Here is a 13,777-nt window from a genome sequence, read left to right on the forward strand (position 1 = left end):
TCGATACCGCTGGCATGATGTCCCGATGCGGACACGTCTGATCTTCGTGCGACACGGCGAGTCGGTCCACCAGCTCGAAGGAATCGTCGGTGGGCCACGTGGCTGTCGGGGCCTCACCGCCCTCGGCCACGAGCAGGCACACGACCTGGCCAACCGGCTCACCAGTGAGGTCGCCGCCGACGGGCCGGTGGCGGTCTACTCGTCCGTGCTGCGCAGGGCCGTCGAGACCGCGCAACCGATCGGCGCGGCGTTCGGCGTCCGGCCGGTGGCCGACTGTGGTCTCTGCACCTGGCACACACCCCCGTACGCCGACGGCCTGCCGACCGCCCTCTTCCGCACCGACCACGCGGTGGCAGGTGGCGGCGTGTTCCGACCGTTCGAGGAGGGCAACGAGAGCTGGGCCGAGCTGGTGGTCCGCGTCAGCCGCGCGATCATGGAGATCGCCCACCGGCACCGGGGTTCCAGAGTGGTCCTGGTCGGCCACAGCGAGACCGTCGAGGGCGCCTTCCACGCGCTCGGCGCGCAGCCGGTCTTCCGGGCGTTCGACCTGGACGTGCCCCCGGCCTCGATCACCGAATGGACCACCGACCACGACCCCGGCGGTTGGCCGCCGGCCCGCTGGACGCTGCGTCGCTTCGCCGACACCGGCGGGTGGGCCAGAGGCTGATCCAGTCCACGCCGCCTGCTACCGGAGCGGGCCTGCGGCGGTGCTAGTCGGCGGCCAGGATCTGCTCGCGCAGGATCTCCGCGTGCCCGCAGTGCTGGGCGAACTCGCGCAGCACGTGCAGGTAGACCCAGCGCAGCGGCAGCGGGCCGCGCCGGTTGCCGCGAAGCAGGTCGTCGAGGCCCAGGCTGGACGTGGCGCGGCGGGAGGCTTCGCAGGCTTCCCGGTGCGCGCGCTGGACGGTGGCGATCGTGTCGCCGTCGTCGAGGATGAACGACTCGTCCGGCGTCGCCGGGATGCCGATCTCGGCCCGGGGCCGACACGTGACGGCCTCGTCGAACCAGACCTTCTCCACGAACGCGGCGTGCTTCACGAGACCCAGCAGCGTCGTCCGGGACGGCACCAACGACCGGCGCGACTGTTCCTCGGTCAGCCCGTCCAGGTAGCCGTTGAGCGCTCTGCGGTGCTCGTCGATGAACGCCTCGAACTGCGCCTGGGCTGACTGGCCGACGACATCATCGGCGAAGGTCGGGGGAAAGGAGGTCATTCCCGAAGCATTTCAAGGTCAGTGCCGCCGCGCAAACAGCATATTCAGCCAAAGGAGAGAAGAGCGCCGCGCTCGTCGAAGCGGGCGGTGCCCGCCCAGGCGATCTCCCAGCGGTTGCCCTCCGGGTCGGCGATGTAGCCGGAGCGTCCACCCCAGGACCGGTCGGTCGGCTCCGCCACCACCGTCGCCCCCGCCGCGACGGCGGCTTCGAACGCCGCGTCGACCTCGTCGCGGCTGTCGACGTTGCAGGCCAGGGTGACCCCCGACCAGCCACCGGCCGGCGCGGGCACGCCCGGTGCCGCCTCGGCGGCCAACTCCGGCAGTGGGTAGAGCGCGAACAGCACACCACCGAGCAGGAAGGCCGACCAGCCGTCGTCACTGGCCGGCAGCTCGGGCCACCCCAACGACCGGTAGAACGACCGCAGCGCGGCAACGTCGCGTGCTCCCAGTGTGACCACGGACAGTCGAGAGGGGACGGTGCTCATGAGCCGACCGTAACGTGGTCGCCGTCCGCCACCCGCCCGGAGCGGAGCACGGTGGCGTACGCGCCGACACACGGCTGGGGACCCATCCCGGGCAGCGGTTCGATCCGGTTGAGCCGGGCGGGAGCCCGCAGCGCCTCGGTCTCGCGGGGCAGCGGGCCGTGCGCGAGCGTGGGCACCGCGCAGCGCGGCGTCGGGGCCAGCACGGTGAGCACCAGGTCCGGGCCGACGCGCAGTTCCCGGCCGACCCAGTCGTTCTCGGCGAAGGCGTCCGTGTCCGTGTCGAGCACCAGGTTGGGCCGGTAGCGCTCCACAGTCCCCGCCCCAGGCGATACGTGCCCGGCGATCCGATCCAGGGTCGCGGTGGTGACCAGGTGGATCGGAGCGAAGTCGAAGAAGGTCCCGGGCAGAACCGACCCGAGCCGGCTCTCGTCGGCCAGGACCTCTTCGGTGAGGCCGGCCGTGAGCACCGCCTCCGGGTGGGACCGCAGCAGGGTGGCACCGGGCGGTACGGCGTCGACGAGGGTCACCGGGCGGCCTACCGCCGCGCTCAGCGCCGTGTCGATGCCGGGGTCCTCGCTTGACAGGTGTCGACCGTCAGGCAGGGTTATCCGTACCGGATCGGTCACCCCGCCGGTCGCTCGTAGCGTGAGCAGGCCGCGCCAGCGATGGGGTTGCTTGGCGCTGGCCACCCGTCCACTTGTCTGATCCAGCAGGGCCAGCACGCGGTCACCCGCGATACCGGTCGCGCCGATGTCGGCGGCCGAGGTCCGCTCTCCGAGCAGCGACTTCACCGGGTACCGCCGTAGCTGCACGACTCGTCCGGAGATCATTACGTCACCCTAACCGCGCCCGCCGCCCCGGTCCGGGGACGTGAGGTTGACACTGACCGACTCGCCCGGGTCGGTGCCCGCGCGGGCATACTCTTCGCCGTCCGGCGTCCAGACGCCCGACCGCCCCGCCGCCTCGGTGTAGCCACCGCCGGTCGACCCGGCGAAGCTCGCCACCGCCACCCAGACCCGGTGCGCGGTGGTGATCCGGTGCGCCCGCTGGTCTGTCACGGCGGCGTCGCTGGCCGACTCCAGGACGCCCGCCGCGTACACGTCGATCCCGAGCGCGGCCGTCCGGTCCGCGTGGGCGGCCACGCCGGTGTCCTTGCAGATCGCCAGCCCCACCCGCCAACCGTCCACATCGAGCACGACCGGGGTGTCGCCGGGCCGGAACCGACGGGCCTCCGCGTCCCCCAGCCACATCTTCCGGTACGCCACCGTCACACCACCACCGGTCACCGCCAGCATCGCTATGTGGTCGCCGGTGACCGGCGCACCGGCCAGCGCCAGCGCCCCCGCCTCGGCGCACGCCTCGACCAGCGGCGCCAACCGCGGGTCGTCGACCGACACGACCGGCGCGTCCAACTCGTACCCGGTCAGCGACAGCTCCGGAAAGACCACCAACCGGGCGCGCGCCGCGCGGACCGCGGCGGCGTGCGCCCGCGCGTTCGCCGCGACATCCAGGGGTACGCACGGCGGCTGGACCACCGCGAGCCGCAGCGGGGTGCGGCTCTCCGCACCCCCACCGGTGTGGTCGACCCGCGCGGTCGGGCGGTCGGCCCCATGGTCGACTCTCAGGATGACTTCGTAACGTGGGCGCATGATTCGAACGTCCCACGCCGTGTTCGCCACCGGAACCCCCGCCGCCGCAGCGGAGCCACCACAGGACGGGATCGTCGGCTACGTCACTGACCTGGTGGAACGACTCGGCGGGCCGGGTGCCGGCCTGGCAGTGGCGTTGGAGAACCTCTTCCCGCCGATCCCCAGTGAGGTGATCCTGCCGCTGGCCGGGTTCGTCGCCGCGCAGGGACGGATGAGTCTGGTCGGTGCGATCTTCTGGACCACGCTGGGTTCGGTGGTGGGCGCGCTCGCGCTCTACCTGATCGGCGCGGCCCTGGGGCGCGACCGGATGCGCGCCATCGTCTCCCGGCTTCCGCTGGTCAAGCTCAGCGACGTGGACCGGACCGAGGCGTGGTTCCTGCGGCACGGTGTGAAGGCGGTCTTCTTCGGCCGGATGATCCCGATCTTCCGGAGCCTGATCTCCATCCCGGCCGGCGTGGAGCGGATGCCGGTGAGCACGTTTCTGCTCTACACCACGTTGGGCAGCCTGATCTGGAACACCACCTTCGTACTGGCCGGCTACCTGCTGGGCGACAACTGGCATCTCGTCGAGGGCTACGCCGGCATGCTCCAGAAGGTGGTGATCGTCGTCTGCGCGGCGGCAGCCGCCTGGTTCGTCGGGTCCCGCGTGCTGAAAGCCCGCCGCGCTGCCCGCAACCCCGAGCCGACCGAACCCGAGCAGAGCGCACTGGACGGAATGCCCGACCCGGGCGGTCGCGGCACCCTCTACCGAAGCGGATCGTGGACCTCGGACGAGCGCTAGCCAGCCCGTCTGGTTTCCTTTGCTCTGCACCCCACATTGCACCGGCGTCGCGTGCGGACGGGTCACGTGACGCCCCGCCTCGAAGGTGCGACTCCGGCACGACAGGTGATGCCCTGAATGGCGCCGGCGTTTCCTGCGCGCGTCAGATGAAGCGGAGAAGGGGGCACGCTCGGTGCGGAAGGTGGGCGAGGTGGTGAGGGAGGGGCAGACCGGCAGGTGGTGGCTTCGGCTTCGGCTCCCGCTCGGTGTCGCCACCGGAATCGCGACGGCCGTCGTCGAGTTCGCCTTCCTCGTCGTCGCGGCCGCCGCGTCCAGCGTGCGCGTGGTAGCGCCTGCGGCCGGCCGTCGGGTTGCTGGTCTGACCGACCGGTACGGCGGGCGCCTGGTGCGGATGGAACATGGCCGCCTCACCGGCCTGCTCGCCGCGGCGGATCTGCCCGCGCCGAACACCGTGGCGACCCGGCGGCAGATTGGCTACCTGGCCGCCCGACTGCTACCCGGCGCACTCGGCCTGCTGGCGTACGCCGTGCTCGGCGTCGGCGTGGTGCTGGCCGGGATCGTGCTGCGCGCGGCGGTGCGCGGAGAGCTGACCCTCCTCGACGCCCTGTCCCAGATGGCCGTCGGGGCGGTGCTGCTGCTGCTCAACGTCCAAGCCGTAGCCAGCATCGCCGCACTGGACGTCCGGCTGGCTCGACGACTGCTCGGCCCGGGAAGCCGGGCGGAGCTGACCCGGCGGGTCCACGAGCTGACCACCAGTCGAGCCGGGGTCATCGCCGCAGTCGACGCCGAACGGCAGCGCATCGAACGCGACCTGCACGACGGCCTCCAACAGCGGCTGGTCGCCCTCGGCATGCTGCTCGGCCGGGCCCGGCGCGCCCGGGACGCCGACCGCACACACGCACTGCTCGCCCAGGCACACGAGGATGTGCAGCGGGCCATCGAAGAGTTGCGCGAGGTGGCATGGCGGGTCTACCCGTCAGCGCTGGACGACAGCGATCTGGGTGAGGTCCTGGCCCTCGTCGCCCGCGGCGCCGAAGTGCCGGTGCGGATCCGCTGCGAGCTGCCCGTCCGCCCCGAGCGGCAGGTCGAGACGGTGCTGTACTTCGTGGCCTGCGAGGCGCTCACCAACGCCGCGAAACACGCCGCCGCTACCCTGGTCACGGTTGATATCGGCGTACGGGATGGGTGGATCCGGATGCGCGTACACGACGACGGCGTCGGCGGGGCGGAGCCGACCGGACGCGGATTGTCCGGGCTGGCGCGGCGGGTCGCCGCACTGGACGGCCGGCTACGGGTGACCAGCCCGCCCGGCGGTCCGACGACCGTGCTGGCCGAGTTGCCGTGCGACTAGTCCTCGCCGAAGACTCGACACTGCTCCGGGAGGGCCTGACGCGGCTGCTCGCCGACGAGGACCACGAGGTGCTCGCGGCGGTGGGGACCGCTGACCAGCTCGTCGAGGCGGTCGGGAGGACCCGTCCCGACGTGGTCGTCACCGATGTCCGGATGCCTCCCACCCACACCGATGACGGGCTGCGGGCCGCCCTGGAGATCCGTCGTCGGTGGCCCGACACCGGCGTCCTCGTACTCTCCCAGTACGTGGAGCGGCGATACGCCGGGCGGCTGCTAGCGGACCGCCCCGAGGGGGTCGGCTACCTGCTCAAGGACCGGGTTGCCCAGGTGGACGACTTCCTCGACGCCCTCGACCGGGTCGCCGCCGGAGGCACCGCCCTCGACCCGGAGGTGGTCCGACAGGTGGTGGCCGGCTCGGAACGGCCCGACCCGTTCGGTCGGCTCACGCCGCGGGAACGGGACGTACTGCACGAGATGGCCCAGGGGCACACGAATCTCTCCATCGCCCAGCGACTGCACGTGTCGCAGAGCGCGGTCGAGAAGCATGTCAACGCCATCTTCGAGAAACTCGACCTCGCGCACACCACGGGCTACAGCCGACGAATCCTCGCAATCCTGCGCTACCTGGGCAGCTGACCGATCTGCGACCGGGCCGAGCATTCGGGGCCGCGGAACCGGGCAGATCGGCTTGATCGACTCGGGTTTCTTGATGTCGGGGTGTCCGGGCGTCCCGGATGCCCCGACTTCCGTGAACCCGAGTGGATCACGGCGGGTGAGGGGCGATTCGACGCCGCCCGTCCGGCGTCAGGTGGGCGTTTTGTCAGTTATGGGTGGTGTGAGTGGCGGACCGGGCGCACCGGTGGCCTGGAATCATGGCCGGGGCGGGGTCGTTACATACTCTGACGATCGCAGCACCACGGGCCCGCCGCCCGCCCCTGGGGGCCGGTTGCGCCGGTTGGAATGCCGGCCAACGCCCGGTCGTTACAGTCCCCACGACCGAGCGCAGGCATCGCCTCGACGAGCGTGCCAATGGATGGGCCAGCCCCGGAATGACCTCGGCCCCCGGTCGTTACACAGGGACCCGGCGCCACGAGCCCCCGGCTCGCCAGGTCGCCGACCCCGACGCCCGACACGGGTGTCACCCCCCAAACTTTCCCCCCTTTGTTTGTGCAGCGCCGGACGAGGTGCTCACACCCTGCCGCCGCCCCCTCTTTTGGCGGTCGGGTGTCCTACCCCCGAAGGAGCTACCCCTGATGAACACGATCTTCCGTAAGAGCATGCTGTCTGTTGCTGGTCTCGCGTTCGCCGGTGGTGTGTTCGCCGGCCCGATCGCCGCCCACGCCGCCACCCCGGCCGTGGATGCCAAGCCCGTCGCGGTGGCCGTGCCGTCGGCGGCGCCGAAGCCGCAGGGCGAGCAGTCCCACATCAGCCTCAACGACGAGCAGAGCGCCAACGTCAAGGCGATCATCGCCGCCACGAAGAAGGCCGGTCTGCCGGAGCGGGCCGCGGTCATCTCGATCGCGACGAGCCTGCAGGAGTCGAAGCTCGAGAACCTCGGCCACCTCGGCGACAAGAACGACCACGACTCGCTGGGCTTGTTCCAGCAGCGTCCGAGCTCGGGTTGGGGTACGCCGGAGCAGATCACCGATCCGGCCTACTCGACGACCGCGTTCCTCAAGGGCTTGAAGCAGGTTGACGGGTGGCAGGACATGCCGCTGACCGACGCGGCGCAGACGGTGCAGGTGTCGGCTTACCCGGACGCCTACGCCCAGTGGGAGCAGCAGGCCACCGACCTGGTCGGCCAGTACTGGAACAGCTGACCCGCACCAGCACAGAACAACAGCACAGCACCACCCGCACGACACCGACCGCTGGCCGGCACCCCCAACCCGGGGTGCCGGCCAGCGGCATCTCCGTGTTCGGCACCCGCAGATCTTGGACAGTTTCCGTTCTGCGTGAACGGAAACTGTCCAAGATCTCGTGGGTTGTGGCCGAAGCGCGGCGCGATGGCGAGTGTCGTGGTCGCGAGGCGACCGGCGTGCAGCAAGCGAGGGGACCCGGCGGCGGGGCTGCCGGGCGGCCATCGGATGGGTGGGCAAGGCGGGGTGCGGGAACAACGCGGGGTGCGGGCTGGTTGTGGAGGGTGTCGGTGTGACTCAGTGTCCCCGGGCCTCACCTAATATCGCCTTCGCGGAACACCGTTCGGCTGGAGCCGCGTCGTGCCACTCGCCGAGAGGCGACCTGCACACCGACACCAGCGCCGCCCCCGGCCCACCGGCCGGGGGCGGCGCTGTCTGTAGCCGTCCGTGGGTGGAACCGCGGCACAATGTGCGGGTGACTGACGCACAGCCGTGGTCCGAGCAGTCGGGCGTACTCGTACTCCCTAGTGGGGCGACGGTGCGCGGACGCCGTGTTGCTGCCGCGACCTCGCCCGCCGACTTCGCCGTGCTGCTGGCCCCTGGTCCGGACCCGGCCTGGCCGCACCGGCGGATCCGGTGGCCCGATTTCTGGGTGCCGCTCGACCGCGCCGACGCCCTCGACGCCCTGCGGGAGGCGCTGCGGCGCGCGCACGACGGGGAACGCGTCGAGGTGGCCTGTCGGGGTGGGGTGGGTCGCACCGGAACGGCCCTGGCCGCGCTGGCGATCCTCGACGGTCTGCCGGTGGAGCGGGCGGTGCCGTGGGTTCGGGCCGGCTACCACCCGAAGGCGGTGGAGACCCCCTGGCAGCGGCGCTGGCTGCGCCGCGTCACCTGACCGCCGCCGCTGCCGGATCACCACCGCTCGTGCCGACCCGCCCGGGGGCGACGCATGCCGGTGTCAGCCGTGGTCGACCATCGCCGGGCCGGTGACGTACTCGCGGAGGTGGGTGGCGGTGAGGGTGTCGCCGGTGGCGACCAGCTCGGCCGGTGTGCCGGTGAAGACGATGCGGCCACCGTCGTGACCGGCGCCGGGGCCGAGGTCGATGAGCCAGTCGGCGTGTGCCATGACCGCCTGGTGGTGCTCGATGACGATCACCGTGTTTCCGGCGTCGACCATCCGGTCGAGCAGGGCCAACAGTTGGTCCACGTCGGCCAGGTGCAGGCCCGTGGTGGGCTCGTCCAGGACGTACGTGGTGGTCTTCTCGGCCAGGTGGATGGCGAGCTTGAGTCGTTGCCGCTCCCCGCCGGACAGGGTGGTCAGTGGCTGGCCGAGGCTGAGATAGCCCAACCCGACGTCGACCAACCGGCCGAGGATGAGGTGCGCCGCCCCGCTGGGGAAGAACGCGTACGCCTCGGTGACCGACATGGTCAGCACCTCGTGGATGTTCTTGCCGCGCAGCGTGTACGTGAGCACCTCGTCGGTGAAGCGCCGCCCCTCGCACCGTTCGCAGACGCTCGCGACGCCGGCCATCATGGCCAGGTCGGTGTAGATGAGGCCGATTCCCTTGCAGTTCGGGCAGGCGCCTTCGGAGTTGGCGCTGAACAGCGCGGCCTTGACCCCGTTGGCCTTGGCGAAGGCGGTGCGGATCGGGTCGAGCAGCCCGCTGTAGGTGGCCGGGTTGCTGCGTCGTGAGCCACGGATCGGGGACTGGTCGACGATGACGACCCCGGACCGCCCGCGCAGCGACCCGTGGATCAGTGAGCTCTTGCCGGAGCCGGCCACGCCGGTGACCACGGTGAGGACCCCGAAGGGGATGTCCACGTCCACGTCGCGCAGGTTGTGCAGGTCGGCTTGGCGGATGGCGAGCTGCCCGGTGGGTTGGCGTACGGTCTCGCGCACTGTCACCCGGTGGTCCAGGTGCCGCCCGGTGAGCGTGTCGGAGTGGCGCAGGCCGGGGATGTCGCCGGTGAAGCAGATCCGACCACCGTCGGTGCCGGCGCCCGGTCCGAGATCGACCACGTGGTCGGCGATGGCGATGGTCTCCGGTTTGTGTTCCACCACCAGCACGGTGTTGCCCTTGTCGCGCAGCCGCAGCAGCAGGTCGTTCATCCGGGCGATGTCGTGCGGGTGCAGGCCGACTGTCGGCTCGTCGAAGACGTACGTGACGTCGGAGAGGCTGGAGCCGAGGTGCCGGACCATCTTCACCCGTTGCGCCTCGCCGCCGGAGAGGGTCGCCGACTCACGGTCCAGGCTCAGGTAGCCCAGGCCGATCTCGACCAGGGAGTCCAGCAGGTCACGGAGGTTGGCGACCAGCGGCGCGGCCCCCGGGTCGTCGACGGTGCGGACGAACGCGGCCAGGTCGCTGATCTGCATGGCCGAGCAGTCGGCGATGGTGTGCCCGGCGATCCGTGAGGACAGGGCCGCCGCGTTGAGTCGGGTGCCGCCGCAGTCGCCGCAGCTGGTGAAGGTGACCGCCCGGTCGACGAAGGCGCGGATGTGCGGTTGCATCGACTCGCGGTCCTTGGCCAGGAGGAGCCGTTTGACCTTGACGGCGAGGCCCTCGTACGTCCAGTTGTTGCTGCCCACCTTGATCTTGGTGGCCGGCTTGTGCAGGAAGTCCTCCCACTGTTGCGGGGTGAAGTCCTGGAGTTTGACGTCCGGGTCGAACAGGCCGGAGCCGACGATGGTCTGCCAGTACCAGGAGTCGACAGCGAAGTTCGGCACGGTGATGGCGCCGTCGTTGAGGGAGCGCTCGACGTCCACCAACTCGTTGATGTCGAGGTCGGAGACCCGGCCCAGGCCTTCGCAGGTGGGGCACATGCCCTCGGGCAGGTTGAAGCTGAACGCCCCGGCGCCACCGATGGACGGCTGGCCGAGCCGGCTGAAGAGGATCCGCAGCATGGCGTACGCGTCGGTGGCGGTGCCGACGGTGGAGCGGGAGTTGACGCCCATCCGTTCCTGGTCGACGACGATGGCCGCGCTGAGGTTGCGCAGCGAGTCGACGTCCGGACGGTTGAGGTTCGGCATGAACGACTGGAGGAACGCGCTGTAGGTCTCGTTGATCATGCGCTGGGACTCGGCGGCGATGGTGCCGAAGACCAGCGACGACTTGCCCGATCCGGAGACACCGGTGAAGACGGTCAACCGGCGCTTGGGGATGTCCACCGAGACGTCGGCGAGATTGTTCTCCCGCGCCCCGCGTACTTCGATCATGTCGTGGCTGTCGGCGGCGGACCATGCTGGCTGCGACATACGAACCCTTCACGGAATCGTGGCGGGACTTTGCCCCGCCGAGCACTGGCGGGTTCAATTGTCTCATTCATCCTCGCATAGAGACTTTCCCCGACAACTGAGCGTGCACTGAGGCAGCGCGTCCAGGAAAGTCTCAAATCACGTCGCAAGCGGTACGGTGGCTCGCGTGGACGTCGCTTCGAAGGATCGGCTGCGCGCCGTGGACCTGGCGGCCACCGTCGGGATCTCGGTGCAGCAGGTGCGCAACTACGTCGAGCTGGGGGTGCTGCCGCCGGTGCGCCGCACCGCCAGCGGCTACCGGATCTTCACCACCGAGCACGCCCGGGCGCTGAACGTGGCGCGGCGGCTGGCCGAGGGGCACGGCTGGAGCCGTACCCGGCAGATCATGGCGGCGGTGCACTCCGGTGACCTGCCGGCGGCCCTGGCGGCGCTCGACGGCGGCCATGCCGAGCTGGACCGGGAACGCGCCGAGATCCGCCGGGTGCTCGGCGCCTTCGAGACCGTGCTGGCCAGCCCACCGGCGGTCCGGCCCGCGCCACGCCACGGCGCCCGCATCGGCGAGGTGGCCGCCCTGGTCGGGGTCCGGACCTCGCAGCTGCGGCTGTGGGAGGAGCGCGAGCTGCTGCGGCCGGGCCGCACCCCGGGCACCAACTACCGGGTGTACGACGAGGCGGAGCTACGCGCGGCGCAGGTCGTCGCGTTGCTGCGCCGGGGCGCGTACCCCTTCGAGATCATCGCCGCGGTGCTGGGCGAGCTGCGGACCACCGGCAGCGCCCAGCGGGTCCGCGCCGAGCTGGGCCGCCGCGAGCAGGAGTTGCACACCCGCAGCCTGCGCCGGCTGCGGGGCAGCGCCGCGCTGCACGACTACCTGCGCGGTCGCGGCGACGCGAGTTGACCGGCATCCCGTCCCGCCGGGCGATCCTCCTGACTAGGGTCGGGCACATGAGAGCTGCGCTGCTGGCGGCCACGACGTCCGCCGTCCTGCTCGCTCCCGTGCCGGTCGGTGCGACGGGAGCGTCCGCCGCGCCGACGGTGCGCTGCCCCCGGGTCCCGGCGCCGGCGGCGTCTCGCCCACCCCGGCCGTCGCCCCCGCCCGCCGTCCCCGCGCAGCGGATCATCGGCGGCGCGGCGCTGGACACGGCCGGCCTGGTCGTGCCGGCCGGCGTCGCCGCGCCGCCGAGGGTGACCGCCACGTCGTGGCTGGTCGCCGACCTGGACAGCGGCCAGGTGCTCGGCGGCTGCGGCCCCCACGAGTACGGCACACCGGCGAGCGTGCAGAAGCTCCTGCTGGCGGCCACGATGCTGCCCAAGCTCGACCCGAAGCAGACGGTCACCGTCACCGACGCGGACATGAACATCGAACCCGGCTCCTCGGCCGTGGGCCTGGTCGCGGGCGGCCGGTACACCATCGAGACCATCTGGCTGGGGTTGCTGCTCAACTCCGGCAACGAGGCCGCCAACGCGCTGGCCCGACTGGGCAGCGGGACGGACAGCGCCGCCGGCGTACGCGCCATGAACGAGCAGGCGCACCACCTCGGCGCGCTCCAGACGCACGCGGTGACCCCGTCCGGGCTGGACGGCAAGGGGCAGTTCACCAGCGCGTACGATCTGGCGCTGATCGCCCGGGCCTGCTTCGCCCAGCCGACCTTCCGCCGGTACGCGCTGACCGAGCAGACGTCGATTCCGGTCCAGCCGGCGCAACGCACCAAGGGCTTCGAGATCCAGAACGAGAACCAGCTCATCTACCGGTACCCGGGGGCGCTCGGCGGCAAGACCGGCTTCACCGACCTGGCCCGGCACACCTACGTGGGGGCGGCGGAACGCGGCGGGCGGCGGCTGGTGGTGACCCTGCTGGGCGCCGAATCGGCACCGGCGCGCGGATGGGAGCAGGGCGCGGCCCTCCTGGACTGGGGCTTCACGCTGCCCCGGGACGCCGCCGTGGGTCGACTGGTCGAGCCCGGCGAGTTGACCGCCACCCCGTCGGCGGCGCCGTCCGCGCTGGCGGCGCCCGGCGCGCCCCGACCGGCGGCGGCCAGCGGACCCGCGCGTACCGGCTCGGAGTGGCTCTGGTCGGTGACCGCGGTGAGCGGTGCGACGGTGGTGGCGTTGTTGGGCGGCCTGCTGTGGCGGCGTCGCCGCCGGATGTCCTGACGGATCGACATCGGGCGCCGCCCTCCATAGACTCCGGTCTTTCTGGCACCACCAGTCCAGGAGGATCCCTGTGTCGAGTGAACTCGAACCGCGCCCCGCAGTGGCGGCACCCCGCCGGCCGGTGCGCGCCCTGACCCGCCTCGCGGGGGTGACAGTGCTCGCCGGGGCGCTGCTCGTCGGCTCGTCCGCCACCGCGCTGGCCGCCCCGGGCCCGTCGGCCGACACGGTGCGCGTCTCCGCCGCGCCACCCGCCGACGCCGACGCCGCCACCCGACCGCCACGCACCACCCACGGCCCGTGCGCATACACCGAGACCCCGGACGAGCCGGCGGCCCGGCCGGTGCCACTGCCGCCCGACCCGCGGCGCACCCCGGCCCGGGGCAGCGTCCGGGTGACCCTGGCGACCAACCACGGGCCGATCGGGCTGACACTGGACCGGGCCGCCGCGCCGTGCACGGTGCAGAGCTTCCTGCACCTGGTGAACAAGCGGTTCTACGACCGCACCCCGTGCCACCGGCTCACCGCGTACCCGACGCTGAGCGTGCTGCAGTGCGGTGACCCGTCCGGCACCGGTGAGGGCGGTCCGGGCTACCGGTACCGCGACGAGTTGCCGACCGACCTGCCGCCCGCGCCCACCGACCCGACCGGGGAACGCCGGGTGTACGCCCGGGGCGTGCTGGCCATGGCCAACGCCGGGCCGGACACCAACGGCAGCCAGTTCTTCCTGGTCTACGCCAACTCCGCGCTGCGCCCCAACTACACGATCTTCGGCGAGGTCGACGGGGCCGGCCTGGCCACCCTGGACCGGATCGCCGCCGGGGGAGTGGCACCGACCGCCGAGGACCCGGCGCCGGTCGACGGCGCGCCCGCACTGCCGGTGACCATCCGCAAGGCCCTCCGCTGGCACCACCACCACTGACCGTGCGGCGCGGTGGGAGACCGTCGGTCGCTCACCGCGCCCGCCGTGGGGTGACTTTCGGTCGGGCCCGGCCTCGTCGGAATTTTCGGGAACGGACCGGGACCGGTCCAACCGGTTTC

At 71.8% G+C, this 13,777-nt stretch carries 14 protein-coding genes; 9 read left to right on the forward strand and 5 right to left on the reverse strand.

All coding sequences use genetic code 11. The features are described 5' to 3' along the window. Positions 1 to 25 precede the first annotated feature (25 nt). Complete coding sequence (locus ACFYP0_RS16310; protein WP_355493448.1) at positions 26 to 667, forward strand: histidine phosphatase family protein; 642 nt, start codon at positions 26 to 28, stop codon at positions 665 to 667. Positions 668 to 710: 43 nt separating this feature from the next. Here ACFYP0_RS16310 and ACFYP0_RS16315 read toward each other — a convergent pair whose 3' ends face one another. From ACFYP0_RS16315 to ACFYP0_RS16330, 4 genes are read right to left on the reverse strand one after another with little or no spacing between them, the layout of a single operon-like run. Further along, on the reverse strand, positions 711 to 1,211 hold the full coding sequence (locus ACFYP0_RS16315; RefSeq protein ID WP_355493449.1) for a DinB family protein: 501 nt from the start codon (positions 1,209 to 1,211) through the stop codon (positions 711 to 713). 44 nt (positions 1,212 to 1,255) lie between these two features. Continuing rightward, positions 1,256 to 1,696 (reverse strand): VOC family protein, encoded by a 441-nt coding sequence (locus tag ACFYP0_RS16320; protein WP_208741290.1) that lies wholly within the window; start codon positions 1,694 to 1,696, stop codon positions 1,256 to 1,258. Next, on the reverse strand, positions 1,693 to 2,526 hold the full coding sequence (locus tag ACFYP0_RS16325; RefSeq protein ID WP_355493450.1) for an MOSC domain-containing protein: 834 nt from the start codon (positions 2,524 to 2,526) through the stop codon (positions 1,693 to 1,695). Before ACFYP0_RS16325 ends, ACFYP0_RS16320 begins: the two co-directional genes overlap by 4 nt. A gap of 9 nt (positions 2,527 to 2,535) precedes the next feature. Further along, positions 2,536 to 3,345: a carbon-nitrogen hydrolase family protein gene (locus ACFYP0_RS16330; protein WP_356980334.1), complete on the reverse strand. Its 810-nt coding sequence runs from the start codon at positions 3,343 to 3,345 to the stop codon at positions 2,536 to 2,538. On the opposite strand from ACFYP0_RS16330, the gene ACFYP0_RS16335 reads away from it, so the two are divergent. The 5 genes from ACFYP0_RS16335 (at position 3,344) to ACFYP0_RS16355 (ending at position 8,230) form a co-directional block, all read left to right on the forward strand. Next, positions 3,344 to 4,126 carry a DedA family protein gene (locus ACFYP0_RS16335; protein ID WP_356980332.1) on the forward strand — a complete coding sequence of 261 codons (783 nt, stop codon included), beginning with the start codon at positions 3,344 to 3,346 and terminating at the stop codon, positions 4,124 to 4,126. The genes ACFYP0_RS16330 and ACFYP0_RS16335 overlap by 2 nt on opposite strands. A gap of 193 nt (positions 4,127 to 4,319) precedes the next feature. Continuing rightward, complete coding sequence (locus ACFYP0_RS16340) at positions 4,320 to 5,477, forward strand: sensor histidine kinase (protein ID WP_356980330.1); 1,158 nt, start codon at positions 4,320 to 4,322, stop codon at positions 5,475 to 5,477. Next, positions 5,468 to 6,112, forward strand: coding sequence for a response regulator transcription factor (locus ACFYP0_RS16345; RefSeq protein WP_356980328.1), 645 nt, complete (start codon positions 5,468 to 5,470; stop codon positions 6,110 to 6,112). The genes ACFYP0_RS16340 and ACFYP0_RS16345 overlap by 10 nt, the downstream gene beginning before the upstream one ends. A 617-nt stretch (positions 6,113 to 6,729) precedes the next feature. Next, the gene (locus tag ACFYP0_RS16350; RefSeq protein WP_386996517.1) at positions 6,730 to 7,296 is read left to right on the forward strand and encodes a hypothetical protein; all 567 of its coding nucleotides are present in this window, start codon (positions 6,730 to 6,732) and stop codon (positions 7,294 to 7,296) included. 514 nt (positions 7,297 to 7,810) lie between these two features. Further along, complete coding sequence (locus tag ACFYP0_RS16355; protein WP_356980451.1) at positions 7,811 to 8,230, forward strand: protein-tyrosine phosphatase family protein; 420 nt, start codon at positions 7,811 to 7,813, stop codon at positions 8,228 to 8,230. A 63-nt stretch (positions 8,231 to 8,293) separates the two neighbouring features. Here the strand turns inward: ACFYP0_RS16355 and ACFYP0_RS16360 are convergent, their stop codons facing one another. Beyond that, on the reverse strand, positions 8,294 to 10,588 hold the full coding sequence (locus ACFYP0_RS16360) for an excinuclease ABC subunit UvrA (protein WP_355501696.1): 2,295 nt from the start codon (positions 10,586 to 10,588) through the stop codon (positions 8,294 to 8,296). 166 nt (positions 10,589 to 10,754) lie between these two features. On the opposite strand from ACFYP0_RS16360, the gene ACFYP0_RS16365 reads away from it, so the two are divergent. The 3 genes from ACFYP0_RS16365 (at position 10,755) to ACFYP0_RS16375 (ending at position 13,658) form a co-directional block, all read left to right on the forward strand. After that, positions 10,755 to 11,483, forward strand: a complete 729-nt coding sequence (locus tag ACFYP0_RS16365; protein ID WP_355501699.1) for a MerR family transcriptional regulator — start codon at positions 10,755 to 10,757, stop codon at positions 11,481 to 11,483. Positions 11,484 to 11,530: 47 nt separating this feature from the next. Further along, complete coding sequence (locus ACFYP0_RS16370; protein WP_355501702.1) at positions 11,531 to 12,739, forward strand: D-alanyl-D-alanine carboxypeptidase family protein; 1,209 nt, start codon at positions 11,531 to 11,533, stop codon at positions 12,737 to 12,739. Between the two features lie 70 nt (positions 12,740 to 12,809). Beyond that, entirely contained in the window at positions 12,810 to 13,658 is an 849-nt protein-coding gene (locus ACFYP0_RS16375) for a peptidylprolyl isomerase (protein ID WP_355501705.1), read from the forward strand. The last annotated feature ends 119 nt before the right edge of the window (positions 13,659 to 13,777 follow it).

Source organism: Micromonospora arida, assembly GCF_042873195.1.
In the GTDB taxonomy this organism is placed as follows: Bacteria; Actinomycetota; Actinomycetes; order Mycobacteriales; family Micromonosporaceae; genus Micromonospora; species Micromonospora arida.

Coding starts and splice junctions, on each gene's coding strand:
- ACFYP0_RS16370 (WP_355501702.1), top strand. CDS start 11,531: ATGAGAGCTGCGCTGCTGGCGGCCACGACGTCCGCCGTCCTGCTCGCT.
- ACFYP0_RS16325 (WP_355493450.1), bottom strand. CDS start 2,526: ATGATCTCCGGACGAGTCGTGCAGCTACGGCGGTACCCGGTGAAGTCG.
- ACFYP0_RS16320 (WP_208741290.1), bottom strand. CDS start 1,696: ATGAGCACCGTCCCCTCTCGACTGTCCGTGGTCACACTGGGAGCACGC.
- ACFYP0_RS16315 (WP_355493449.1), bottom strand. CDS start 1,211: ATGACCTCCTTTCCCCCGACCTTCGCCGATGATGTCGTCGGCCAGTCA.
- ACFYP0_RS16310 (WP_355493448.1), top strand. CDS start 26: ATGCGGACACGTCTGATCTTCGTGCGACACGGCGAGTCGGTCCACCAG.
- ACFYP0_RS16350 (WP_386996517.1), top strand. CDS start 6,730: ATGAACACGATCTTCCGTAAGAGCATGCTGTCTGTTGCTGGTCTCGCG.
- ACFYP0_RS16330 (WP_356980334.1), bottom strand. CDS start 3,345: ATGCGCCCACGTTACGAAGTCATCCTGAGAGTCGACCATGGGGCCGAC.
- ACFYP0_RS16360 (WP_355501696.1), bottom strand. CDS start 10,588: ATGTCGCAGCCAGCATGGTCCGCCGCCGACAGCCACGACATGATCGAA.
- ACFYP0_RS16335 (WP_356980332.1), top strand. CDS start 3,344: ATGATTCGAACGTCCCACGCCGTGTTCGCCACCGGAACCCCCGCCGCC.